This is a genomic window from Streptomyces sp. NPDC002640 (genome assembly GCF_053592575.1).
Genome location: NZ_JBSFVZ010000012.1, coordinates 65,569 through 87,176 on the forward strand (window position 1 = coordinate 65,569; position 21,608 = coordinate 87,176).

Annotated in this window: 22 protein-coding genes; 12 read left to right on the forward strand and 10 right to left on the reverse strand. The window is 74.0% G+C overall.

Features of this window, described 5'->3' with window-relative positions; translation table 11 throughout:
• Positions 1-72 precede the first annotated feature (72 nt).
• Entirely contained in the window at positions 73-2,469 is a 2,397-nt protein-coding gene (locus tag ACWD3O_RS17735) for a SpoIIE family protein phosphatase (protein ID WP_451413466.1), read from the forward strand.
• Between the two features lie 56 nt (positions 2,470-2,525).
• Here ACWD3O_RS17735 and ACWD3O_RS17740 read toward each other — a convergent pair whose 3' ends face one another.
• The 5 genes from ACWD3O_RS17740 to ACWD3O_RS17760 all read right to left on the reverse strand — a co-directional run bounded on the left by ACWD3O_RS17740 (position 2,526) and on the right by ACWD3O_RS17760 (position 6,734).
• Positions 2,526-3,212 carry a leucine-rich repeat domain-containing protein gene (locus tag ACWD3O_RS17740; RefSeq protein ID WP_451416479.1) on the reverse strand — a complete coding sequence of 229 codons (687 nt, stop codon included), beginning with the start codon at positions 3,210-3,212 and terminating at the stop codon, positions 2,526-2,528.
• 35 nt (positions 3,213-3,247) lie between these two features.
• Positions 3,248-3,769, reverse strand: coding sequence for a hypothetical protein (locus ACWD3O_RS17745; RefSeq protein ID WP_451416480.1), 522 nt, complete (start codon positions 3,767-3,769; stop codon positions 3,248-3,250).
• 31 nt (positions 3,770-3,800) lie between these two features.
• On the reverse strand, positions 3,801-4,523 hold the full coding sequence (locus ACWD3O_RS17750) for an N-acyl homoserine lactonase family protein (RefSeq protein ID WP_451416481.1): 723 nt from the start codon (positions 4,521-4,523) through the stop codon (positions 3,801-3,803).
• A 269-nt stretch (positions 4,524-4,792) separates the two neighbouring features.
• Positions 4,793-5,176: a PPOX class F420-dependent oxidoreductase gene (locus tag ACWD3O_RS17755; RefSeq protein WP_451416482.1), complete on the reverse strand. Its 384-nt coding sequence runs from the start codon at positions 5,174-5,176 to the stop codon at positions 4,793-4,795.
• A gap of 19 nt (positions 5,177-5,195) precedes the next feature.
• Positions 5,196-6,734, reverse strand: coding sequence for an AMP-binding protein (locus ACWD3O_RS17760; RefSeq protein ID WP_451413461.1), 1,539 nt, complete (start codon positions 6,732-6,734; stop codon positions 5,196-5,198).
• A 445-nt stretch (positions 6,735-7,179) separates the two neighbouring features.
• On the opposite strand from ACWD3O_RS17760, the gene ACWD3O_RS17765 reads away from it, so the two are divergent.
• Positions 7,180-8,184, forward strand: a complete 1,005-nt coding sequence (locus ACWD3O_RS17765) for a fibronectin type III domain-containing protein (RefSeq protein WP_451416483.1) — start codon at positions 7,180-7,182, stop codon at positions 8,182-8,184.
• A 237-nt stretch (positions 8,185-8,421) separates the two neighbouring features.
• The gene (locus tag ACWD3O_RS17770) at positions 8,422-9,000 is read left to right on the forward strand and encodes a hypothetical protein (RefSeq protein WP_451413459.1); all 579 of its coding nucleotides are present in this window, start codon (positions 8,422-8,424) and stop codon (positions 8,998-9,000) included.
• 133 nt (positions 9,001-9,133) lie between these two features.
• Here the strand turns inward: ACWD3O_RS17770 and ACWD3O_RS17775 are convergent, their stop codons facing one another.
• Positions 9,134-9,994, reverse strand: a complete 861-nt coding sequence (locus ACWD3O_RS17775) for a putative protein N(5)-glutamine methyltransferase (protein WP_451416484.1) — start codon at positions 9,992-9,994, stop codon at positions 9,134-9,136.
• Positions 9,995-10,253: 259 nt separating this feature from the next.
• Between ACWD3O_RS17775 and ACWD3O_RS17780 the strand changes: the two genes are divergently transcribed.
• The gene (locus ACWD3O_RS17780) at positions 10,254-10,658 is read left to right on the forward strand and encodes a MarR family winged helix-turn-helix transcriptional regulator (protein ID WP_451416593.1); all 405 of its coding nucleotides are present in this window, start codon (positions 10,254-10,256) and stop codon (positions 10,656-10,658) included.
• Between the two features lie 7 nt (positions 10,659-10,665).
• Here the strand turns inward: ACWD3O_RS17780 and ACWD3O_RS17785 are convergent, their stop codons facing one another.
• Positions 10,666-11,379, reverse strand: coding sequence for a class I SAM-dependent methyltransferase (locus tag ACWD3O_RS17785; RefSeq protein ID WP_451416594.1), 714 nt, complete (start codon positions 11,377-11,379; stop codon positions 10,666-10,668).
• Between the two features lie 131 nt (positions 11,380-11,510).
• Between ACWD3O_RS17785 and ACWD3O_RS17790 the strand changes: the two genes are divergently transcribed.
• Entirely contained in the window at positions 11,511-12,671 is a 1,161-nt protein-coding gene (locus tag ACWD3O_RS17790; protein ID WP_451416485.1) for a D-alanyl-D-alanine carboxypeptidase family protein, read from the forward strand.
• A gap of 27 nt (positions 12,672-12,698) precedes the next feature.
• Here ACWD3O_RS17790 and ACWD3O_RS17795 read toward each other — a convergent pair whose 3' ends face one another.
• The 3 genes from ACWD3O_RS17795 to ACWD3O_RS17805 form a co-directional block, all read right to left on the reverse strand.
• The gene (locus ACWD3O_RS17795) at positions 12,699-13,508 is read right to left on the reverse strand and encodes a maleylpyruvate isomerase family mycothiol-dependent enzyme (RefSeq protein ID WP_451416486.1); all 810 of its coding nucleotides are present in this window, start codon (positions 13,506-13,508) and stop codon (positions 12,699-12,701) included.
• A 105-nt stretch (positions 13,509-13,613) separates the two neighbouring features.
• On the reverse strand, positions 13,614-13,994 hold the full coding sequence (gene crcB, locus ACWD3O_RS17800) for a fluoride efflux transporter CrcB (RefSeq protein ID WP_451413640.1): 381 nt from the start codon (positions 13,992-13,994) through the stop codon (positions 13,614-13,616).
• Positions 13,991-14,479, reverse strand: a complete 489-nt coding sequence (locus ACWD3O_RS17805; protein WP_451416487.1) for a fluoride efflux transporter FluC — start codon at positions 14,477-14,479, stop codon at positions 13,991-13,993. Before ACWD3O_RS17805 ends, crcB begins: the two co-directional genes overlap by 4 nt.
• A gap of 149 nt (positions 14,480-14,628) precedes the next feature.
• Between ACWD3O_RS17805 and ACWD3O_RS17810 the strand changes: the two genes are divergently transcribed.
• From ACWD3O_RS17810 to chvE, 7 genes are all read left to right on the forward strand, one after another.
• A complete protein-coding gene (locus tag ACWD3O_RS17810) occupies positions 14,629-15,534 on the forward strand; it encodes a universal stress protein (protein WP_451416488.1) in 906 nt (301 codons plus the stop codon).
• Positions 15,535-15,718: 184 nt separating this feature from the next.
• Positions 15,719-16,090 (forward strand): VOC family protein, encoded by a 372-nt coding sequence (locus tag ACWD3O_RS17815; protein ID WP_451413637.1) that lies wholly within the window; start codon positions 15,719-15,721, stop codon positions 16,088-16,090.
• Between the two features lie 66 nt (positions 16,091-16,156).
• On the forward strand, positions 16,157-16,549 hold the full coding sequence (locus ACWD3O_RS17820) for a MarR family winged helix-turn-helix transcriptional regulator (RefSeq protein ID WP_451413636.1): 393 nt from the start codon (positions 16,157-16,159) through the stop codon (positions 16,547-16,549).
• A gap of 126 nt (positions 16,550-16,675) precedes the next feature.
• The gene (locus tag ACWD3O_RS17825) at positions 16,676-17,701 is read left to right on the forward strand and encodes an amidohydrolase family protein (RefSeq protein ID WP_451416489.1); all 1,026 of its coding nucleotides are present in this window, start codon (positions 16,676-16,678) and stop codon (positions 17,699-17,701) included.
• Positions 17,702-17,807: 106 nt separating this feature from the next.
• Entirely contained in the window at positions 17,808-18,491 is a 684-nt protein-coding gene (gene ligK / locus ACWD3O_RS17830; protein WP_451416490.1) for a 4-carboxy-4-hydroxy-2-oxoadipate aldolase/oxaloacetate decarboxylase, read from the forward strand.
• A gap of 141 nt (positions 18,492-18,632) precedes the next feature.
• Positions 18,633-19,244 (forward strand): ADP-ribosyltransferase, encoded by a 612-nt coding sequence (locus ACWD3O_RS17835; protein ID WP_451413633.1) that lies wholly within the window; start codon positions 18,633-18,635, stop codon positions 19,242-19,244.
• Between the two features lie 1,226 nt (positions 19,245-20,470).
• Complete coding sequence (gene chvE / locus ACWD3O_RS17840) at positions 20,471-21,583, forward strand: multiple monosaccharide ABC transporter substrate-binding protein (RefSeq protein ID WP_451413632.1); 1,113 nt, start codon at positions 20,471-20,473, stop codon at positions 21,581-21,583.
• Positions 21,584-21,608 lie beyond the last annotated feature (25 nt).

Consider the following 21,608-nt stretch of genomic DNA (forward strand, 5'->3'; position numbering starts at 1 on the left):
CGACGCCGTCTTCCCTCCAATGAGGGGAGTGTCCCCGGTACCGAGTGAGGCGGCGAGCAGGTGGGTGAGGGTGTGCGTCGTGAGGAGACCGCTGCGGCGTCCGGCCGGCCGGTGGTGTTCCTGCTCGACGAGGAGGGGACCGTGATGCGGTGCACCGAGGCCGTGGACGACCTCCTCGGCCTGAGCGCGCGGGAGGTCGAGGGTCGCCCGCTGGCGGATCTGTGCGCCGCCGCGCCCGCCGGCGGCTGGGGCCGCCGGGTCGGCAGGGGCGCGGCCTCCCTGGTCCTGCGGCGCCGGGACGGCTCCCGGGTGGAGGCGGAGGCCGACGTCGTGCCGCTGCCCGCCGGGGGCCCGCGCGGTTTCCTGGTCCTGCTCGGCCCCGTCGCGCGGGTCCGCCGGGACCAGGCCCTGGTACGCGGGTTGTTCGAGCAGAGCGGGGTGGGACTGGTCGTCCGCGGGGTGGGTGCGCCGGAGCGCCTGCTGCTCGGTCCGGGTTTCTTCGGGCTGGACCGCCCGCTGGGCGGCGGCCCGTACGAGGGGCGGCTGGAGGACGTCCTGGTGGCCGAGGACGCCGCCCGGATCGGCACCTGGCTGCGGCAGGTGCTGGAGACCGGGGAGCCGCCCGCCGATCGTCAGTTCCTCGCCCGCTGGGCGGGCCTGCCCGAGCGGGAGCGGTCGGTCTCCGCGTCCGCGTTCCGTCTGGAGGACGCCGGCGGCCGGGTGCTCGGCGCCGCCGCGGTGCTCACCGACGTGACCGAGCGGAACGCCGCGGAGCGCGAACTGTCGCTGCTCCACTCCTCGGCCTACCGGCTGGGCGGGACTCTGGACGTGACCCGCACCGCGGAGGAGGTCGTGCGGCTGCTGGTGACGGACTTCGCGGACCTGGCCTGCCTCGACGTGACGGACCGGGCGCGCCGGGGGGACGAGGCCGGGGCGTTCGCGCCGGGCACGCCGCTGCGCAGGGTCGCGGTCGCCTCCTCGGACGGCGCCTGGCCTCCCGAGCTCTACCAGCTGGACGAGCCGGTGCGGGCCAGGAGCTTGGAGACCGACGCCGTCGGCGGCGGGGGCACGCAGGTGGTGCCCGATCTGGACCGGCTGCGGCGGCGCCCCGACGTCGACGAGGAGCGGCAGCGGCTGCTCCTCCCCGCGGCGGCGTCCTCCGCCCTGTTCGTGCCGCTGGTGGCCCGCGGGCACGTCCTGGGCGTCCTGTCGGCATGGCGTCGTTCGGACCGGCTGCCGTTCCGGGAGGACGACGTCCCGCTGATCGAGTCGATCGCCTCGCGGGCGGCGCTGAGCCTGGAGAACGCCCGCCGTTACACCCGGGAGCGCCGCACCGTCGAGGAGCTCCAGCGGAGTCTGCTGCCGCCCCCGGTGCGGCGGACGGCGGCCGCGCACAGCTCGGGCGTCTACGCCCCGGCGAGCAGCGCGGCCGGGACGGGCGGGAGCTGGTACGACGTGATCCGGCTGTCCGGGGCGCGGACGGCCTTCGTGATCGGCAGGGTCGCCGGGCATGGGGTGCACGCCGCCGGCGCGATGGGCCGGCTGCGCTCCGCCGTGCAGACCCTGGCCGACGTGGACCTGCCGCCGGAGGAACTCCTCGGCCATCTCAACGACCTGGTGAGCCGCATGGGCAAGGACGAGGGCGACCGTCCCGCGTCGACCGCCGGCTCCCTCCACGGCGCGACGTGCGTGTACGCCACCTACGACCCGGTCGGCGGCGTGTGCTGCATGGCGAGCGCCGGTCATCCGGCGCCGCTGGTGGGCCGCCGGGGAACCGGTGAGGTGACGCGGGCCGGCCTGGAACCGGGGCCCGCGCTCGGCAGCGGCGCCAAGCAGCCGTTCGAGCCGGTGCGGTTCCTCCTGGAGCCCGGTGACGTCCTCGCCTTCCACAGCGGGACGTCCACGGGGCCCTCCCCCGCCGGTGCGGGAGACCTGGGCCACCTCGTCGAGAGCGCCCGCGCCGCCGCCCGCAGCGACATCCCGGTGGCTGTGCTCACCGCCCCGCTCCTGCGCCGCCTGCGGTCCCGGCCGCGCGCCGAGGACGTCGCCCTGCTCCTGGCGCGGATGGACCGTGTGCCGCCCACGCGCACGGCCCACTGGGAGCTGTCCGCCGAGCCCGGCGAGGTCAACCACGCCCGCGCGCTGGCCTCGGCCCAGCTCACCGCCTGGGGGCTGGAGGAGCTGGTGTTCAGCACAGAACTGATCGTCAGCGAGCTGGTCACCAACGCCCTCCGCCACGCGGGCGGACCGATCGGTCTGCGGCTGATCAAGGACGACCGGCTGATCTGCGAGGTCTCCGACCCGAGCCAGTCCCAGCCTCACCTGCGCCGGGCGCGGGCGTCCGACGAGGGGGGCCGGGGGCTGTTCCTGGTCGCCCAGATGACCGACCGGTGGGGCAGCCGCTACACCGCCGAGGGCAAGACCATCTGGACGGAGCAGGTATACGGCGAGGACGCGGCGGACGGCTGACCCCCAAGGAGCGCGGGGACGCGGGGGACACGGGGGGCGGTACCCGGGGGTCAGGGTCAGGCCAGTACCACGCACCCGCGCTTCTCCAGCGCCTCGGCCACCGGGTCGTCGGCGGGGTCGACGGCGAGGTCGTTCCAGCGCAGGTCCAGCTTCTCCAGCGAGGGGAGCTCCGCGAGCCAGGGAGGCAGCGCCCGGATCCGGTTGCCGCGCAGGTCCAGGACGCGCAGCAGCGGCAGTCCGGCGAGGCGGTCGGGCACGGCCTCCAGCAGGTTGTCGCGGAGCTCGAGGTGGCGCAACTCCCGCAGGCGGGAGACCGAGTCCGGGAGCCGGGCGAGGCGGTTGCCCTTGAGCCACAGCTCGCGGAGGTTCGCCAGGTCTCCGATGCGGTCCGGGAGGGTCGTCAACTCGTTGAACTGGCAGCGCAGTTCGACCAGGGACGCCATCCGGGTCAGGGAGTCGGGAAGGGCGGTGAGGCGGTTCTCGCCGACGTTGAGGAGGCGGAGCGCGGTCAGTGCGCCGAGTTCGTCCGGCAGCCGGGTGAGTCGGTTGTCGTGGAGGTAGAGGCAGCCGGTCAGGCTCGACAACGACCCGATCTCACCCGGCAGTTCGGTGAGGGCGTTGTGGCCGAGGTCGAGGGTGGCGAGCCGGTGGAGCCCGCCGACGGCGGGCGGCAGGTGGGTCAGGTCGTTGTCGGCGAGGATCAGCACCCGCAGGTCGTGCCGCTCCCACACGGAGTCCGGCACCACGCCCAGGCGCCGGCGCCACAGGTCGAGGACGCTCAGAGCCGCTCCTCGAGGTGGCGTTCCAGGTGGGCGATCAGGTCGTCGGCCGTGCCCAGCGGGACGCTGCGGTCGGTGACGACGACGTGCCCGTCGTGCTCCAGCGCGTAGAGGAACATGTCGCGGGCGCCGTCGTTGACGCTGCGCGCGGGCAGCCGGGCGAAGTCCACCTCGACCAGCAGGTCCTTCAGCCGGGCCCGCTCCGCGCCGGAGAGGGGGTCGGCCTCCCGGGTGCCCTCCGTGCGGTCGCTGATCTCCACGGTGCCGTCGGTGGACGCCAGGATGGAGCGGTGGACGCCGGCGATGCCTCCGGTGACCGTGAGACGCACCTGCTCGGCCCGTTCCGTGGGCGTTCCCTGCCCCGGCGACGGGGACTCCCGGGCGGGCGCCGAGACCTCGGCCGGGCCCGGGGAACGCGAGGGGCCTCCAGGCTCGGAGGCCTCCACGGACCCGCAGGCGGCGAGCGTCAGCCCCGCCGCGACCAGCAGGGCCGGGGCCCTCCCCCGCTTCCGGTACGCCATCTCGGACTCCTTCCGCCGCGAGCGGTCCGTCTCACACGGTAGCCGTCCGACCCTCCCACGGCTCCCGTACGGCGCAGTCGTGCGCGAAGAGCACCCGGCGGGGGGCGAACTCGGCCAGCCTCTCCATCCAGGGCCGGACGGGCGGCAGCGGCGCTTCGACGCCGTCCAGCGCCGCCCGGCGGGCCAGGTGTTCGGCGGTGAAGTGGGAGGCGAGGTCATGGGACTGCCCGGCGAGCACGACGGCACCCTCGGGCGTCCGCACGACCAGGGACTGGTGACCGTCGGTGTGCCCGGGTGTGGGCACGACGTGGATGCCGGGGAGGATCTCCGCCTCGCCGTCCAGCTCCTCGTGGCGCACGCCGGGGAAGTCGACCAGGTGGCCGACGGTGTGGCCCCCGGCGTGGGCGAGGGCCAGTTCCGCCCGCTGGACGACGACCGGGCGTCCCGCCAGCGCCGGGTTGCCTCCGCAGTGGTCGAAGTGCAGGTGGCAGTTGACCACCAGATCGATGTCCTCCAGGCCCACGCCGGCCGCGGTGAGCGCGGCCCGCAGCGAGCGGCGGCGGGGCCGGTAGTGCGCCTCGGTCTCCGGTCCGGCGTCCCCCATCCCGGTGTCGAACAGCAGCAGCCCGCGCGGATGCCGGACCAGGTAGGCCAGTACGGGCTCCACCCGCGGTTCTGGCCCGCCCGTCTCGGAGACGGGGCGGACGAAGTAGCCGAGGTCGAGTCGGCGCACGGAGACGGCGAAGTCACTCACGCGTCCCATCCTGCGGGTGCGTCGGCGCGCGGTCGGCCGCTTCTGCCGAGGGCAGAGCGGCCGGGCTCCCGGCGGCGCCGCCCGGCCCGGGATGCCACGGCCGGTCAGGCGGCGGGAGGGCTGCTGGCGCCTAGGCAGGTCAGGCGGCCGGGGACTCCTGGCACCGAGGTAGGTCAGGCGGCCCGGAAGCGGACGCCGGGGTCGGTCAGGGGGCCCGGAAGCGGACGCCGGGGTCGGTCAGGCGGCCCGGAAGCGGACGCCGGGGTCGGTCAGGCGGCCGGGGTGATGAGGACCGCCGTGGTCGCGGCGAGGCCGCCGCGGAGGCGGCTGCCGAGGAGGGTCAGGCGGCCGGTGACGCCGTACTTGCGGGCGATGGCGCGGCGGACCCGCGCCGTCTCCTCGGGGGTGCCGAGCCGGGCGCGGGCCTCGACGGCCTCGCCGCGGAGGTTTCCGCGGAAGTCGCAGGGGGCGACGGTCACCCGGCCCTCGCGGCGGATGCGCTTGACCTTGCCGCTGTCCACGCGGGTCCACACGGCCAGCGCGCCGTCGCCGTCGGGGACCACCCAGACGGGCGTGGCCACCGCCCGCCCGTCCTTGCGGAAGGTCGTCACGGAGACGTACGGGGCGGCGGCCAGGCCGTCGAGAGCGCTCATGGTCCGCAGGCTACCCGGCTCAGTTGACGGCGCGGTCGGTGCCCTCCCAGTACGGCTGCCGCAGCTTGAACTTCTGGATCTTGCCGGTGGCGGTGCGCGGGATGGACGCGCGGAACTCGACGCTGGTGGGCGCCTTGTAGCCGGCCATCCGCTCCTTGCAGTGGGCGATGATCTCGGCCTCCTCGGCCTTGGCGCCCTCGGCGAGGACCACCAGCGCCTTCACCGTCTCGCCCCACTTCTCGTGGGGCACGCCGATGACCGCCACCTCGGCGACCGCCGGGTGGCTGAACAGGACATCCTCCACCTCGATGGACGAGACGTTCTCGCCGCCGGTGATGATGACGTCCTTCTTGCGGTCGGAGATGGTGAGGTGGCCGTCCCGCCGGTCGAGGAAGCCGCCGTCGCCGGTGTGGAACCAGCCGTCCTCCAGTGCCTCCGCGCTGGCCTCGGGCTTCTCCCAGTAGCCCTCCATCACGGTGTTGGAGCGGGCCAGCACCTCACCGGAGTCGGAGACCGCGAGCCGCGTGCCCAGGGTGGGCAGCCCGGCGCGCGACAGCCGGTGGGCGCGCTCGTGCGCGGGCAGGGCGTCGTCGGCGGGCAGCGAGCGGTTGAAGGTGAGCAGCGGGGCCGTCTCGGTGAGGCCGTAGATCTGGAGGAACTCCCAGCCGAGCTCCTCGCCGACCCGCTGGATGGTGCGGCTCGGCGGCGGCGCGCCCGCGCAGACGATGCGCACCCGGTCGCGGCCGGGGATCTCGCCCTCCCAGTCGGCGGCGGCGTCGAGCACGGCGTTCCAGACGGCGGGCGCGCCGCACATCAGCGTGACGCCGTGGCGCTCGACGCGGCGCAGGATCTCCGTGCCGTCGACCTTGCGCAGGACGATCTGCGGGACACCGAGACCGGCCATCACGAACGGCATGCCCCAGCCGTTGCAGTGGAACATGGGGAGGACGTGCATGTAGACGTCGCGTTCCCAGGCCCGGGTGTGCAGGCCGAAGGTGACCGCGTCCACCCAGATGTTGCGGTGGGTGAGCTGGACGCCCTTGGGGCGGGCGGTGGTGCCGGAGGTGTAGTTGATGGTGGCGGTGGCGTCCTCGTCCGGCTTCGACCAGGGCCGCGGCGTCACGCCGAACCGCATCAGCGCCTCCGTCTCCTCGCCGAGGACGAAGCGGTGGGGCGCGGTGACCCGGGCCAGGTCGGCGTCGAGTTCGGGGTCGACGAGGAGCACCGAGGCGCCGCACTGGCGGACGATGTAGTCGACCTCCTCGGGCTTCAGCCGGAAGTTGACGGGGACGCAGATCCGCCCGCTCATCGGCACCGCGAACAGCAGCTCCAGCAGCCGCGCCGAGTTGTGGCTGACCACGGCGATCCGTTCGCCCTCCGCGACGCCCAGGGCGTCGAAGCCCGCCTGCCAGGCGCGGACCCGTTCGGCGAACCGCCCGTAGCCGCCGTCGGGCACCGGCGTCGCGGGCTGGACCGGCTCGTCCACCACTCCGGGGCTGTCGGCGAAGCCGATCTCCGCCCGCTCGAGGAAGTCCGCGATGGTCATGGGCACCCGCATCGTTCTCACTCCTCCGTACGGTGGCCCGGCGCGGCCTCGCCGGCCGGCCGGGTCGGCCAGGGTCCGAACATCTCATCACCCCTGTGGCCACAGGTGAACACCTCGGCGACGGGTGCGGCCGAAAAGATCGTGAAGGGTGTGCGGGAAGGACCGTGAAGGTCTGCGGGCACGCGACGGACGGCGGACGGCCGCCGCGAGCGGGGGCCGGCCGGGCCTGCGCCCAGGCCCGCCCCCGCTCCCCGGCCGGCGCGTGAGCGGCGACGACAGCGGTTCAGCGCCGGCGGCCGCGGGCCGACCCGTCGTCAGGCGGGCCTGCGGCAAGGGGGGGTTCAGCATACGTACAGCTCTCCCCGCCCGGTCAACGACCACCACTTGATGTGATCGCGTCACCATGCGCATATTGGTACGGACCAATGTTCGCGCGGCGTCCGCGGAGGTGCCCGGTATGGCTGGTGTGGATCGTGCTCCCCGGGTGGCGACCCGGTGCTGCGGCGTGCTGCTGACGGCGGCTCTGGCGACGTCCTGCGGCTGGGGCGCGACGGCCGACGCCGAGGACGGCGGCCGGCTCCCCGGCGCACCCGTCGGGGTCACCGCGCAGGCCGGCAGCGCGACCAGTGTGCACGTCATGTGGAACAAGGTCGCCGACAACGGCTCCGAGGTGGAGGCCTACGAGGTCTACCGGGGCCGCGCCAAGGTCGAGGAGGTTCCCGCCGACGAGCACATGGTGGACGTCACCGGGCTGAAGCCGGGCACCACCTACACCTTCCGGGTGCGGGCCCGCTCCACCGACGGACGGCTGGGTCCGCAGAGCGCCGAGGTGCGCTCGACCACGCGCGCCGAGACCGTCGCCGACACCCGTCCGCCCTCCCGCCCCGGGGGCCTGGAGGGCCGCGCGGTCGGCAGCCGGGCCGCCCAGCTCTCCTGGAAGGCCTCCACGGACGACCATGAGGTGGCGTCCTACGACATCTACCAGGGCTCCACGAAGATCCACAGTGTGGGCGGCGGCCAGACCGCCGCCGTGGTCACCGGGCTGCGGCCGGGCACCCGGTACTCCTTCACGGTGCGCGCGAAGGACGCCGCCGACAACCTCTCCCCCGCCGGCGACCCGGTCCGGGTCACCACCTCCGGCACCGCGGAGGACAGCGGGCGGGGCACGGCCCCGGTGGCCTTCCGCGCGGCGGCGGTGCGGGCGGAGGGCGCCTGGCACCTGGAGATCTCCTGGGAACCGCCCCCGGTCGACGGGGTGGTCACCGAGTACCAGATCCATCTCGACGGCCGCCCGGCCACCACGCTGGTGTGGGGCGGCAAGGCCCCGGGCGGGCGGGCGACGCACCGGTTCTACCTCGGCGGCGAGGCCGGCGAGACGCACCGGGTCCGCCTGCGCGCCAAGCTGCCGGACGGGACCTGGGGCGGCTACTCCCCCGAACGCACGGTCACCACAGGGCGCTGAGGGGCGCGGGCCGACCGGCACGGGCGGGCGCGGCGGCACGCCGCGCGGCGCGCGGCGCAGGGGGCGGCTCGGGAAGCGGCGTCGGGCACGGCGCGGAGTGCGGCGTCACCTGTCCGGGTGCTCTCCGGGTGCGCCCGGCGCGTCGTGGACATTGGCTGTCCCCGAGGGCGGTACGGGCGTTCCCGATCCTCGGCGGCGCTAGGGATGTCCGCCAGCCGTGCCGCCGGAGGTCAGACCATGCGTACATCTCGCGTCATCGTCAGATCAGGCCTGACCGTGGCTGCCGCCGCCGCCCTGCCGCTCGCCTTCGCGGGGCCGGCCGACGCCGGCCCCGGCATCTCCGTGAGCACCAGCGGCACCACCGTCGCGGTCACCACCAGCGCCTGCTCCGAGGTCAACGGCAGTTGGGGCACCGCCTCGCTGCTGAACAGCACCCAGAACACCTTCGCCGAGGGCCGGCAGGTCGCCCTGTCCGGTTCGGCCACCAGCCAGTCGGCCGCCTGGTCCAGCGTCTCGCCCGGCACCTACACGGTGATCGTGCGGTGCGCGAACAACAGCACGGCGGGCACCCAGTCCGTCATCGTCTCCGGTGCGACGCCGACGGCCACGGCCTCTCCCACGTCCACCCCCACCTCCACCGCGACCCCGACCATGTCGGCGACCGCCTCCCCCACGCGCGGCGTGATGGGCGGCATCGGCGGCGCGGTGAAGGACCACACCACCCTCACCCTGGTCGCGGGCGGCGTCCTCGTCGCGGCCGGCGTGGGCGGCACGGCCTGGTACGTGCGGCGCCGCGCCAAGCCCCACCGCTTCTGAGCGGTTCCCGCGCCCACGCCCACGGCAACGGCAACGGCAACGGCGTTCGACCGTCACGGCCGTCGCCCGGTGATGCACCGGGCGACGGCCGACGCGCGTGCGGCGCCGGAAGGTCACCGGGTCCGCCCGGGAGCTACGGGAGTTCCGGGCGTTCCGGGCGTTCCCCGGGCGGCAGCACTCCGGTGATCACATGGGCGTCGCTCTCCTCGCACACCGCCGCCCCGGCGGTGAGGCCCGCCTCCGTGAAGGCCCGCAGGGCGGCGGGCGCCTGACGTGCGCTCGTCTCGGCGAGCACGCAGCCGCCCGGGGCGAGCCAGCCGGACGCGCCCTCGGCCACCCTGCGCAGCACGGCGAGACCGTCGGGCCCGCCGTCCAGGGCGACCGCCGGTTCGTGGTCGCGGGCCTCCGCGGGGAGCAGGCGGATGTCGGCGGTGGGCACGTAGGGCACGTTGGCGGCGAGGATCTCGATGCGGCCGCGCAGCGCGCCGGGCAGCGCGGCGAACAGGTCGCCGTGGTGGACCCGGCCGCCGTAGGGGGCGAGGTTGCGCCGCGCGCAGGCCACGGCGGACGGGTCGATGTCGGCGGCGTGGAGTTCCGCGCCGGGCAGCGCGGCGGCGAGCGCGGCCCCGAGGGCGCCGGATCCGCAGCACAGGTCGACGACCGTCCGCGCCGCGGGCACCAGGGCGAGGGCGCGCGCGACGAGGAACTCGGTGCGCCGGCGGGGCACGAAGACGCCGGGGGCGAGGTCGATCCGGAGCCCGCGGAACTCGGCCCAGCCGACGACGTGTTCCAGGGGTTCGCCGGCCGCGCGCCGGGCCACCAGGGTGGCCAGCCGGTCGGGCGAGGCACAGGCGCGGACCAGGAGGGCGGCCTCCTCCTCGGCGAAGACGCAGCCCGCGGCGCGCAGCGCGGCGACCACCTCGGCCGGGGGTTCCGCGGGCACGGGCGGCGGTACGGAGGGGGGTTCGGCGGGCGGTGTCCGGGAAGTCGTCATGGCCCTCGGTGTCGGTGGCGGCGGCGCGGGTCGGACGGCCGGGTCCCTGCCCGGGCGCGGCCACCCTACCGACGGTCCCGCGGCCGGGCACGCGGAACGGCGGGCGGGCCGGGCGGGCGTGGGCCGGGAGTGGGCCCGGGGGAGTGGGCGGCATTCGTTCGCATCCCACGGGTTTATGGTTGTATTCTACAACCAGAACGTGAGGAGGTTCCCCGTGGACGCAGCCGCCGACCGGGCGATCGAGACGATCCAGCGTGAGATGACGTCGTTCGCGCGCCGGGCACGCGCGCTGGCCGGACGGCTCCATCCGGAGCTGTCCCTGGTCTCGTACACGCTCCTGGGACACCTGGAGGATAGCGGCGGCTGCCGGGCCACCGACCTGGCGGAATACTACGCGCTCGACAAGTCCACCGTGAGCCGGCAGGTGGCGGTGCTGGAGCGTGAGGGGCTGATGGAGCGCCGGCAGGACACCGCCGACCAGCGGGTGCAGGTGCTGCAGCTGACCGACGCCGGGCGGCGGATCCTCGCCCGTGTCACCGACCGGCGCCGCGCGGCCCTGCGGGAGCGGCTGACGGGCTGGAGCGAGGAGGACCTGGCACGGTTCGCCTCCTACCTGGAGCGTTACAACGCCGGGTCGCCCGGGCCGACGGCGCCGGAGGACTGACCGGCCGTCACGGCCGGGTGGCGACGACGAGGCGGCAGCGCGGACTGCCGTCGTCGCGGCGGCCGAACTCGGGCATGGCGTAGGTCTCCACCGCGAACCCCGCGCGGTCGAGGGCGTCGCGGAGCACACCGAAGGTGAGGGCCCGGTAGTACATCACGAACCGCGGGCGCCACACGGCGTTGCGGATCCGCATCGCGGTGTCGAAGGCCAGCAGTTCCAGGGCCTGCCGGGAGCCCGGGCGGGGCGGCCCGGGGAGCGGGAAGGCGAGACGGCCGCCGGGGCGGAGCACCGCGTGGGCCTGCCCGAAGAGGGCGGGCAGGTCGCGGGGCAGGAAGTGACCCAGCGCCCCGAAGGTGACGAGCAGGTCGAACGAGCCCGGGGCGAAGGGGAGGCGGCGCGCGTCCGCGCGGACCAGGCGTGCCCACGGTGCCGCGCCACCGGCCCGCTCGAGCATGCCGGCGCTGACGTCCACGCCGGTGACGCTCCCCCGGCACAGGCCGGCCAGCACGTCCAGTCCCGCGCCGGTGCCGCAGCACAGGTCGAGGCCGTCCTGGAACGGGCCGAGCGGAGCCAGTCCGTCACGGGTCGCCCGCAGGAAGCGGTCCGAGGTGCGGAACGGCGTGCTGTCGAAGGAGGGGGCGAGCAGGTCGTAGCCGCGCTCGACGGACGACAGCGCCTGCACGGCGAGTTCGCCGAGGGTGGGGCCCTGCGGTCCGTAGATCTGCCGACCGAACATCCTCGGAGCATAGCCGCGGCGGTACGGCATCCGGGTGCCGCTCGGGCGGATCCGGCCGTGGCGCGCGGCGCGTCGCCGTGCCCCATTCCTACCGTTCTCATATGAAAATCACACTAATGTCACGAGGTTCCGGCCGGGCGGTCCGCCTGGCCGTCGCCGGATGCGCCCTCCTCGCGGTGGGGGCGGCGGGGACGCCCGCGCCGTCGGCCGCGCCGCCGGATCCGCTGCGGGCCTCGGGCACCCAGGTGCGGCTCGTGGACGGCACGCCGAAGGTGCCGGAGGTGTCCGCGCTGTCCTGGGTGGTGGCGGACGCCCGCAGCGGCGACGTGCTGGCCGCGCACGAGGCGCACCGCGAACTCCCCCCGGCCAGCACCCTGAAGGCACTGTTCGCGCTCGCCCTCCTCCCCCAGGTGCCGGCGGGCCGCCACCGGGCGACCGACGCGGAGCTGGCCGGTGTCGGCGAGGGCAGCAGCCTGGTCGGCGTCGAGGCCGGCCGCGACTACACGGTGGACGACCTGTGGCGGGGGGTCTTCCTGAGCTCCGGCAACGACGCCGTGCACGTCCTGTCGGCCATGGCCGGCGGCAAGCGGGCGGCGGTGGCCCGCATGCAGGCCACCGCGGAGAGGCTGGGCGCCCGGGACACCCGTGTGGTCTCGCCCGACGGGTACGACGCGCCGGGCCAGGTGTCGTCCGCCTTCGACCTGGCGGTGTTCGGGCGGGAGGGGCTGCGCGACCCCCGGTTCGCCGAGTACTGCCGGACGGCGATGGCGGACTTCCCGGGCCGTGAGGGGGCCTACGGCATCCGCAACACCAACCGGCTGCTGACCGGGGCGGAGGGCGTCGAGCCCTATCCCGGGGCGATCGGTGTGAAGAACGGGTACACGAGCAAGGCGGGCAACACGCTGATCGCGGCGGCGGAGCGGGGCGGGCGGACCTTGGTGGTGACGGTGCTGAACCCGCAGGACGGCAGCTCGGGCGCCGTCTACGAGGAGGCGCGGTCGCTGCTGGACTGGGGGTTCCGGGCGGCGGGCCGGGTCCGCCCCGTCGGATCGCTGGAACCGCCCGTCGCGGCGGGCGCCCCGGCCTCGCCCCGGCCCGGCCCCTCCGCGGAGCCCGCGGCGGCCGCGCAGGTGGCCGCCTCCCAGCGGGACGACGGCCCGGGGTGGTGGACGGTGGCCCTGGCCGCCTGCGCGGCGGCGCTCACGGCGGGCGCGACGGCCGCCGGCGCGCGCCGCGGCTGGTGGCGGCGCGGCTGGTGGCGGCGCGGGGCGCAGTGAGCCGGGCCGGGGCGTCCGCGCCCGGGTTCAGAAGGTGACCCGTGCGTCGGCGAGGGCCGCGGCGGTCTCCTCGTCACCTTCGATGCGGATGGCGCCGCGGGCGGGCCGGCCGGAGAGGTGCCGTGCGTACGCGACCGCGTCCGCCCGCAGGACGACCGCCGGCGGGCCGCCGCCGTCGCCGATCCGGTAGCGGCCGCCGAGCGGTCCGGAGAGCTCCAGCAGACAGGGCGGCCCTTTCCAGCCGAGGGCCAGGTCCAGCAGGACCTGGTCCAGGATCTCCTGGTCGTGGTGGTCGAACACCAGCTCCGCGCCGGTGGCGTCGGCGATGTCGATCCGGTGCATCCACGGGTCGCGGGCGACCAGCACCGTGTTGAGGTACTCCATCGAGTCCTCGGGCAGGTACCGGCCCTCCGGGAAAACCAGGCTGGTGCGCATCCTGCGGCGCAGCGGGGCGGGCATGCGGGCCAGGGCGTGCACGCCCTTGGGTCCGTAGGCGGCCAGCTCGTCGACCAGCCGGTCCGGGGGCTCGCCCTCGCGGTCCTCGATCTGGCCCGCGTTGTGGCCGTCCAGCGCGCCGAGTTCCGGGTGCGCGCTGCGCGCCCGCCGCACGCGCGTGAGCATCAGCCAGGGCTTCAGCAGTTCCTCGAACTGGCCGACCTCGTGGGCGGCTACGTCCCGGACGCTCCAGCCGGTGCAGGCGGTGGGCCGTGACCACGCGTCGGCGGGCAGTGAGCCCAGGATGCCGAGCGAGGCCCGCACCTCGGCCTCGTTCACCGTGCGGGCGCGGGCCGCCGAGGTCCTGGGGATGTTCCGGGCGGAGACAGTGGGCGTGATCATGCCGCACCTCCTCGACCTCTCCGTCTCCACGGTACTGCGGCGGGACCGGGCGGCTGCGGCGGGATCGGACGCCCGGACGGTCCGGTGCGCTCAGCCCCAGGCCGCTCAGCCCCAGGCCGCGCCGCCCAGCGCGACACCCGCGTACATCGCGCCGAGGCCCGCGGTGAGCGTCCCCAGCACGTTGAGCACGGCGAGGAGGGGGGAGCCGTCCTCGGCGAGGCGCAGGGTCTCCCAGGAGAACGTCGAGTACGTCGTCAGCGCCCCGCACAACCCGGTGCCGAGCAGCAGTCCCAGCCGCTCCCCCGCCGCCCCGGCCGCCACCGCGCCGGTCAGCAGCCCGAGGGCGAGGGAACCGCCGACGTTGACGACCAAGGTGCCCCACGGGAAGACGGCGCCGGGCCGCAGCCGCAGCCGCACGAGGCGGTCGGTGAGGAAGCGCAACGGGGCGCCCACCAGGGCGCCGGCGATCACCAGCAGCCAATTCACGTACGCCTCCTCGCGAACGGCGGCCGCCTGGACAGGGCGCGGCGGCCGGCCACCGCGCCGAGGAGGACGGCGGCCATCGCCGCCGCCAGCGTCCCGCCGAGGTAGAGGAGGGCGAGCGGCCGTTCCCCCGCCTCGTCCAGCCGGTGCGCGTCCAGCGCGTAGGCGGAGAAGGTGGTGAAGCCGCCCAGCACGCCGGTGCCGAGGAAGGGGCGCAGCAGCGGATGCGGCGTGCGGGGTCCTTCGGTGGCCAGGACGGTGACGGCGCCCATCAGGGCACAGCCGACGACGTTCACCCAGAACACCGCCCACGGGAAGGCGTCCGCGGCGGCCGGCCAGCGCAGGGTGGCGGCGTAACGGGCGCTCGCGCCGATCGCGCCGCCCAGGGCGATCACGGCGATCACGGTGATCACGGGCGGGTCCGGGGCGGGTCCGTGCGGGGCGGGTCCGTGCGGTGCGGGTCCGTGCGGTGCGGGGGTGTCGCTCATGTCGGTTGGCCAGCCTAGCCGTGTGAGCAGGGCGGACGGGAAAGAGGGGCCGGTCGGCCCTACGCCCCGCGTGCCGGTGCTGACAAGGTGATCCATCCACCCTGCAAGCACCGCAAGAACCGCACGCCCGGAGCCCAGGAGCACACATCATGCCCCGTACCGTCACCGTCGGTGTGGACGGCTCGCCGGAGAGTCTGGCGGCCGCCGACTGGGCCGCGCGGGAGGCCGAGTTGTGGAGCCGGCCGGTGCGGCTGGTGCACGCCGGGTCGTGGCAGCCGTTCGGTGCGACGGCCGGTGGGGACGGGACGCGGGCCGCCGATCCGGAGGCCGAGGCGGCGCGGCGGCGGTGGACGCAGCAGGTGCTGCGCGAGACGGCGGAACGGCTGACCACGCACCGTCCGGGGCTGCGGGTGAGCTTCGAGCAGGTGCGCGAGGTCCCGGCTCCGGCCCTGCTGGAGGCGGCGTCGCACGGGTGCCCGTTGGTGCTGGGGTCGCGGACCGTGGCGAGCGCGGACGGATACGAGGACGTCTGGACGGTGGGCCCGGTGGCGCTGAGCGTGGTGGCCCAGGCCCGTGGCCCGGTGGTGCTGGTGCGGGCCGGGACGTCGCCGGAGGACGAGCGGGCCGACGGAGCGGTGGGACCGTCGTGGGCCGGGGCCTGGCACCGGGACGTGGTGCTGGGGCTGGACCCGGCGCGGGCCGCGGCGGGGGCGGTGGCGTTCGCCTTCGGCGAGGCGGCGCGGCGCCGCGCCCGGCTGAAGGTGGTGCACGCCTGGCGGCGGCCCCCGGGGGTGGACCCGGAGCAGGACCGGGTGCTCGACGAGGAGGCTCGGCAGGCGCTGCGGGAGGTGCTGGCGCCGTGGCGGGAACGTCACCCGGCGGTGCGGGTCACCGCGCGGACGGGCTTCGGCGCGGTCGCGGCCCGGCTGGTCGACGAGGCGGCGGAGGCGGCCCTGCTGGTCGTCGGCCGTGGCGGTGCGGACGGCCGGATCGGCGGCGTCACGCGGACGGTGCTGCGGCACTGCGCGGTGCCGGTGGCGGTCGTCCCCCGCTGACGGCGGCTCCTGGAAGGCTGATGCGGGCGTCCCGTCAGGCTGACGCGGGCCTGCCGTGAGGCTGACGCGGGCGTGCGGCGGGCGCCCTGTGAGACCGATGGGAGACCGACGGAAGACCGACGGCGGCTGCCCGGGAGGGCGTACGCCGGATGCGGGGGGCGCCGCGGGCGGCGAGCATGGGGCCATGGCGGCGCACCTGAGGACCTTGGTCTACCCGGTCGGCGACCTCGACGGCGCCCGGGCGCTGTTCCAGGCCCTGCTCGGCGTCGAACCGCACGTCGACGAGGCGCACTGGGCCGGCTTCCGCACGGCGGACGGCCAGGAGCTGGGCCTGGACCCGCACGGTCACGACGCCGGGCTGACCGGTCCGGTCCCCTACTGGCACGTCGACGACCTGCGGGCCACCCTGGCCGCGCTGCTGGCCGCCGGGGCGGAGGCGGTGCAGGACGTCCGCGACGTCGGCGGCGGCAAGCTGGTGGCCGCCGTCCGGGACCGGGACGGCAACCCCGTGGGCCTGGTCCAGGACCCGCCCGGGGCGGAGCCGGGGACCGCCTGACAGCCTGTCGGAAACGGCGCTTCCGGGGTCTCCCCCGCCGGACGGCACCGTCCTACGATGGGCTCCATGGCAGCGGACACGGCCGGTGCGCGGCTGGAGCAACGGTGGCGCGGCATCCTCGCGGTCCATTCCCGTACGGTCTGCGAGATCGACCGCGTGCTGCATCCGTACGGCCTGTGCGCCAGCGACTTCGAGGTGCTGGAGGTCCTGGTCTCCGGAGCACCGGACGGACCGGGCGTCCCCTGCCGCGTGCAGGACATCGCCGAGCGGGTCCACCTCAGTCAGAGCGCCCTCTCCCGCCTGCTGGGACGGCTCGAGCGCGAGGGGCTGCTGGAGCGCACGGTGTGCCGCGAGGACCGGCGCGGGGTGTGGGTCTCCCCGACCGCGCGGGGCCGGGAGCTGTACGCCCTGGTGCGCCCGCTGCAGCGTGAGGTGCTCTCCAGGACCCTGACCGACTGAGCCCTCCCCCGGCGGAGGCATCCGGGAGAGGTGGCGCGGCAGGTCCGGGGTCCCACACGCACAGATTGTCAACAATTTCGTCAGCGGTTACTGTGTGGGCGCGTGAGGCACCCGGAGAGGACTCGGATGATCATCGATTGCCATGGGCACTACACCACCGCGCCGCCCGCCCTGGAGGCGTGGCGCAGGCGTCAGATCGCCGCGGCCGGCGACCCCTCGGCCGCGCCCTCGCCCGACGAGCTGCGGATCGGGGACGACGACCTGCGCGCCACCGTGGAACCGGCCCAGCTGCGGATGATGGACGAGCGGGGCATCGACCTCACCGTCTTCTCGCCCCGTGCCTCGTTCATGGCGCACCACATGGGCGACTTCGCGGTCTCCGCCGCGTGGGCGTCGGTCTGCAACGACCTGGTGCACCGCGTCGCCGGCCTGTACCCGGACCGTTTCGCGCCCGCCGCCATGCTCCCGCAGTCGCCGGGCGTCGACCCCGCCACCTGCGTGCCCGAACTGGTGCGCGCGGTCGAGGAGTTGGGCGCGGTAGCGATCAACCTCAACCCGGACCCCTCGGGCGGGTACTGGAGCGCGCCGCCGCTGACGGACCGGTCCTGGTACCCGATCTACGAGAAGATGGCCGAGTACGACATCCCCGCGATGATCCACGTCTCGACCAGCGTCAACCCCGCCTTCCACACCACCGGCGCGCACTACCTCAACGCCGACACCACCGCGTTCATGCAGTTGGTGGAGGGCGACCTGTTCCGGGACTTCCCGACGCTGCGGCTGGTCATCCCGCACGGCGGCGGCGCGGTGCCCTACCACTGGGGCCGCTTCCGCGGGCTCGCCATGGCGCTGGGCAGGCCGGAGCTCGAGGAACACGTCCTGGACAACGTGTACTTCGACACCTGCGTCTACCACCAGCCGGGATCGGACCTGCTGTACGAGGTCATCCCCGCGAAGAACATCCTGTTCGCCTCGGAGATGATCGGCGCGGTCCGCGACGTCGACCCGTGCACCGGCCACCACTTCGACGACACCCGCCGCTACGCCGAGGCCGCGAAGTTGTCCGCCGAGGACCTGGCCGCCGTCCAGGAGCACAACGCGCGCCGCGTGTACCCGCGGCTGGACGCCCTGCTGAAGCGCCAGGGGCGCTGACCCCCGCCCGCACCGTCCCCACCCGGACCGTCTCGCCCGGACCGTCCCCGCTGATCGTCCCCGCCCGGACCGTCTCGCCCGGACACGTCTTGAGAGGAACCACGTCATGTACGAACTCGGAGTCGTCCACCGCTCCGTGCCCCGCCCGGCGGCCGAGGAGGTCGAGGCCCTCGCCCCGTACGGGGTGGCCACCGTCCACGAGGCGATGGGCCGCACCGGTCTGATGCGGCCCTACCTGCGCCCCGTCTACCCGGGAGCCCGGCTGGTCGGCCCCGCCGTCACCGTGCTGCTGCAGCCCGGCGACAACTGGATGCTGCACGTGGCGATCGAGCAGGTCCGGCCCGGCGACGTGCTGGTGGCGGCCTGCACCACCGAGTGCGAGGATGGGTTCTTCGGCGAGCTCCTGGCCACCTCGGCGCGTGCCCGCGGGTGCGCGGGACTGGTGATCGACGGCGGCTGCCGCGACGTGGCCGACCTGGAGAAGATGGACTTCCCCGTCTTCAGCCGCGCGGTCAACGCCAAGGGCACGGTCAAGGCCACCCTGGGCTCCGTCAACGTGCCGGTGATCTGCGGCAACGCGCAGGTGCGTCCGGGCGACGTGGTGGTGGCCGACGCCGACGGCGTGGTCGTGGTGCCGGCCGACCGGGTGGCGAGCACCGCCGAGGCGGCCCGCCGCCGCGAGGAGAACGAGCAGCTCAAGCGGGAGCGGCTGGCCGCCGGCGAACTGGGCCTCGACATGTACGGCATGCGCGGCCCCCTGGAGACCGCGGGCCTCCGCTACGTCGACTGAGCGTCCCCGGAGGAACGGCGCGGAGCGGAGGTCCTGCCGACCGGACGGTGTTTCGTCGTCGTCGAACAGCTGTCGGTCGACTCGCCCCCTGCCGGGTGAAGATCCACTGCCCGCGACCGGGCTCCCGCCAGAATTCCCGGCATGATCAACAGCTCCGTGCGGCGGCGAGCCGCATCCCTCGTGCTCGGTCTGGCCGCCGTCTTCACCACCTCGGCGGCCGCCCCCGCCACCCCCGCCGCACCCGCACCCGCCGTGGCCGCGGCGGCGCCCACCTGTCCGCAGTTCGAGGACAAGCTGCACGCCGCCGCGGACCGTCGTGTCGACCTCGGGCGCATCACTCCCACCCCGGCGTGGCGCACCACCTGCGGCACTCTCTACCGCAGTGACAGCCGTGGCCCCGACACGGTCTTCCCGGCCGGCTTCCTGCCCAAGGACGTGGCCGGCGGGCAGTACGACATCGAGCAGTACGTCCTGGTCAACCAGCCCTCCCCGTACGTCTCGACGACCTACGACCACGACCTGTACAAGACCTGGTACAAGTCCGGCTGGAACTACTACATCGACGCCCCCGGCGGTATCGACGTCAACAGGACCATCGGCGACACCCACCGGTGGGCCGACCAGGTCGAGGTCGCCTTCCCCGGCGGGATCGCGCGGGAGTACATCATCGGGGTCTGCCCGGTCGACAAGGTGAACAAGGTCGAGATCATGCAGGACTGCCGGAGCAACCCGTACTACAAGCCCTGGCACTGACACTGACGCCCGCAAGTACTGAGCGAGGCGCCGCCACGCCCCCGACGGCGTGGCGGCGCCTCGCGGCGTGACTGCGGGCCCGGGGCTCCCCGGTCCGCGGAGAACCTCGGCGGGCCCTTCACGGCCTCCGCTGGAGTGGCCCGCGGAAACGCCAGGATTCGCCACCCCCGCACGTCGCCTGCCTGCGGCGCTTGCTTGCGCCACCCTTTTTCGCCACCCCCAGCCATGATCATTCGCCGGGCACATATGCGACAAAGCTCGCACCCCGACATGCGGGTGCTTGCCGAAGCATCGAGGTTGGGGTTACCTGCGTAGTCCGGAGGCCGGGATCACGTCCTGGCACTTCGCGGCCGTCCCGAAACACACAGGGCCTGGCCTCGGGCGGCCACCCGAAGCCAGGCCGTTGTGCGGGGCGGGAGTGGGTCCGGCCGACTAACCTTCGGCCGGGCTCACTCGTAAGCGTCACACGACATGCTCGACGCATCCCGCGATGGCAGTGATCGCCGTCAGAAGCAGCACCGCGGCTTGCCCCCAGTCCATCCACTGGTGGCGCCCGCGACGTCTACTCCCTCTCGATCGTCCCATCCCGTCCGACTCCTCTCTCGATCTCCCAACTGGGTTGGGACCCTGCCCGGTTGGCAGGGAGTTCAGGAGAGATCCGTCGGACAGTCGCAACATACCTGCAGCGGGAGACCTGATTCACCGGCGTTCGAGTTTCGCCGGTATTCGCCACCCCCTGCCGAGAATCGCCATACCCTCTCGCCACCCCGCCTCACGGCCCTGCCCGCGCCGCTCGGCCCTCGACGCCGGCCGCCGAGCGCGGGCGCCCACCGGTTCGGACTCCGGGCTGCCGCGCCGGCAGAGGTACATGTGGCCCCTGTCTGCACGCGCTGTTGTTAGCGCTAACAACTGACAGACTCAACCCCTGCGAAGCGGGTGTTACGCCTTCGTTGTCTTGACGCGGAGGCGTGGAGCACCCAGTCAACCGACGAAGCCACTAAATCTCCACCAATTCAGCTGATCGCGCGAGCCGAAACGGCAAATCTTTCCAGCTCATGACACTTGCGTACCGGATTTGTTAGCGCTCACACTAGGGAAGGTCTCCCTCGTCCGATCGGCCCGTGTGGAACGTGCCCTGACGTTCCCGGCGACCCTCTTCCCGCCTGGCCGCACCGTCGCACATGCTTTGCCGCAGACCCCGCCCGCTCACAGCAAGGATGCTGACCATGCGCAACCGCAGAGCCGCGCTCGCCTCCCTCGCCACCGCCGCCTCTCTCGCCCTCACTCTCTCTTCCTGCGGCCAGAACAGCGAGGGGGGCAGCGAGGAAGGCAAGGGCAGCAGCGAGGGCGCCACCATCGGCATCTCGATGCCCACGAAGTCCTCGGAGCGGTGGATCGCCGATGGCGACAACGTGGTGAACAACCTGAAGGCGAAGGGTTATGAGGCCAAGCTCGTCTTCGGCGAGGACAAGCCGGACCAGCAGGTCTCCCAGATCGAGAACATGATCGCGCAGGGCGTGGACGCTCTGATCGTGGCCGCGATCGACAACAAGTCGCTGAACAACGTACTGCAGCAGGCCAAGGACGCCGATATCCCGGTCATCTCGTACGACCGTCTGATCCTCGGCACCGAGGGCGTGGACTACTACGCGTCGTTCGACAACGAGAAGGTCGGCGAGCTGCAGGGCACGTACATCGTCGAACAGCTCGGCTTGAAGGACGGCAGCGAGAAGGGGCCGTTCAACCTCGAGCTGTTCGCCGGCTCCAACGACGACAACAACACGCGCTACTTCTTCCAGGGCGCGATGAAGGTCCTGCAGCCCTACATCGACAAGAAGCAGCTCGTCGTCCGCTCCGGCCAGACCGAACTGACCCAGGTCACCACCCTGCGCTGGGACGGCGCCACGGCGCAGCGCCGGATGGACGACATCCTCACCAAGTCGTACAAGTCCGAGAAGGTCGACGCGGTGCTTTCGCCGTACGACGGCATCTCCATCGGCATCCTCTCGGCGCTGAAGTCGGACAACTACGGCTCCAAGGCGAAGCCCCTGCCGATCGTCACCGGCCAGGACGCCGAGATCGCCTCGGTCAAGTCGATCATCGCGGACGAGCAGGCGATGACCGTCTACAAGGACACCCGCGAGCTGGCCAAGGTGGCCTCCAACATGGTCGATGCCCTCCTCAACGGCAAGAAGCCCGAGGTCAACGACGAGGAGACCTACGACAACGGTTCGAAGGTCGTCCCGGCGTACCTGCTCGAGCCGGTCAGCGTGGACAAGGAGAACTACCAGAAGGTCGTCGTCGACTCGGGCTACATCAAGGCGAGCGACCTCAAGTAATCTCCGCGCCCTACTGATTGGAAGG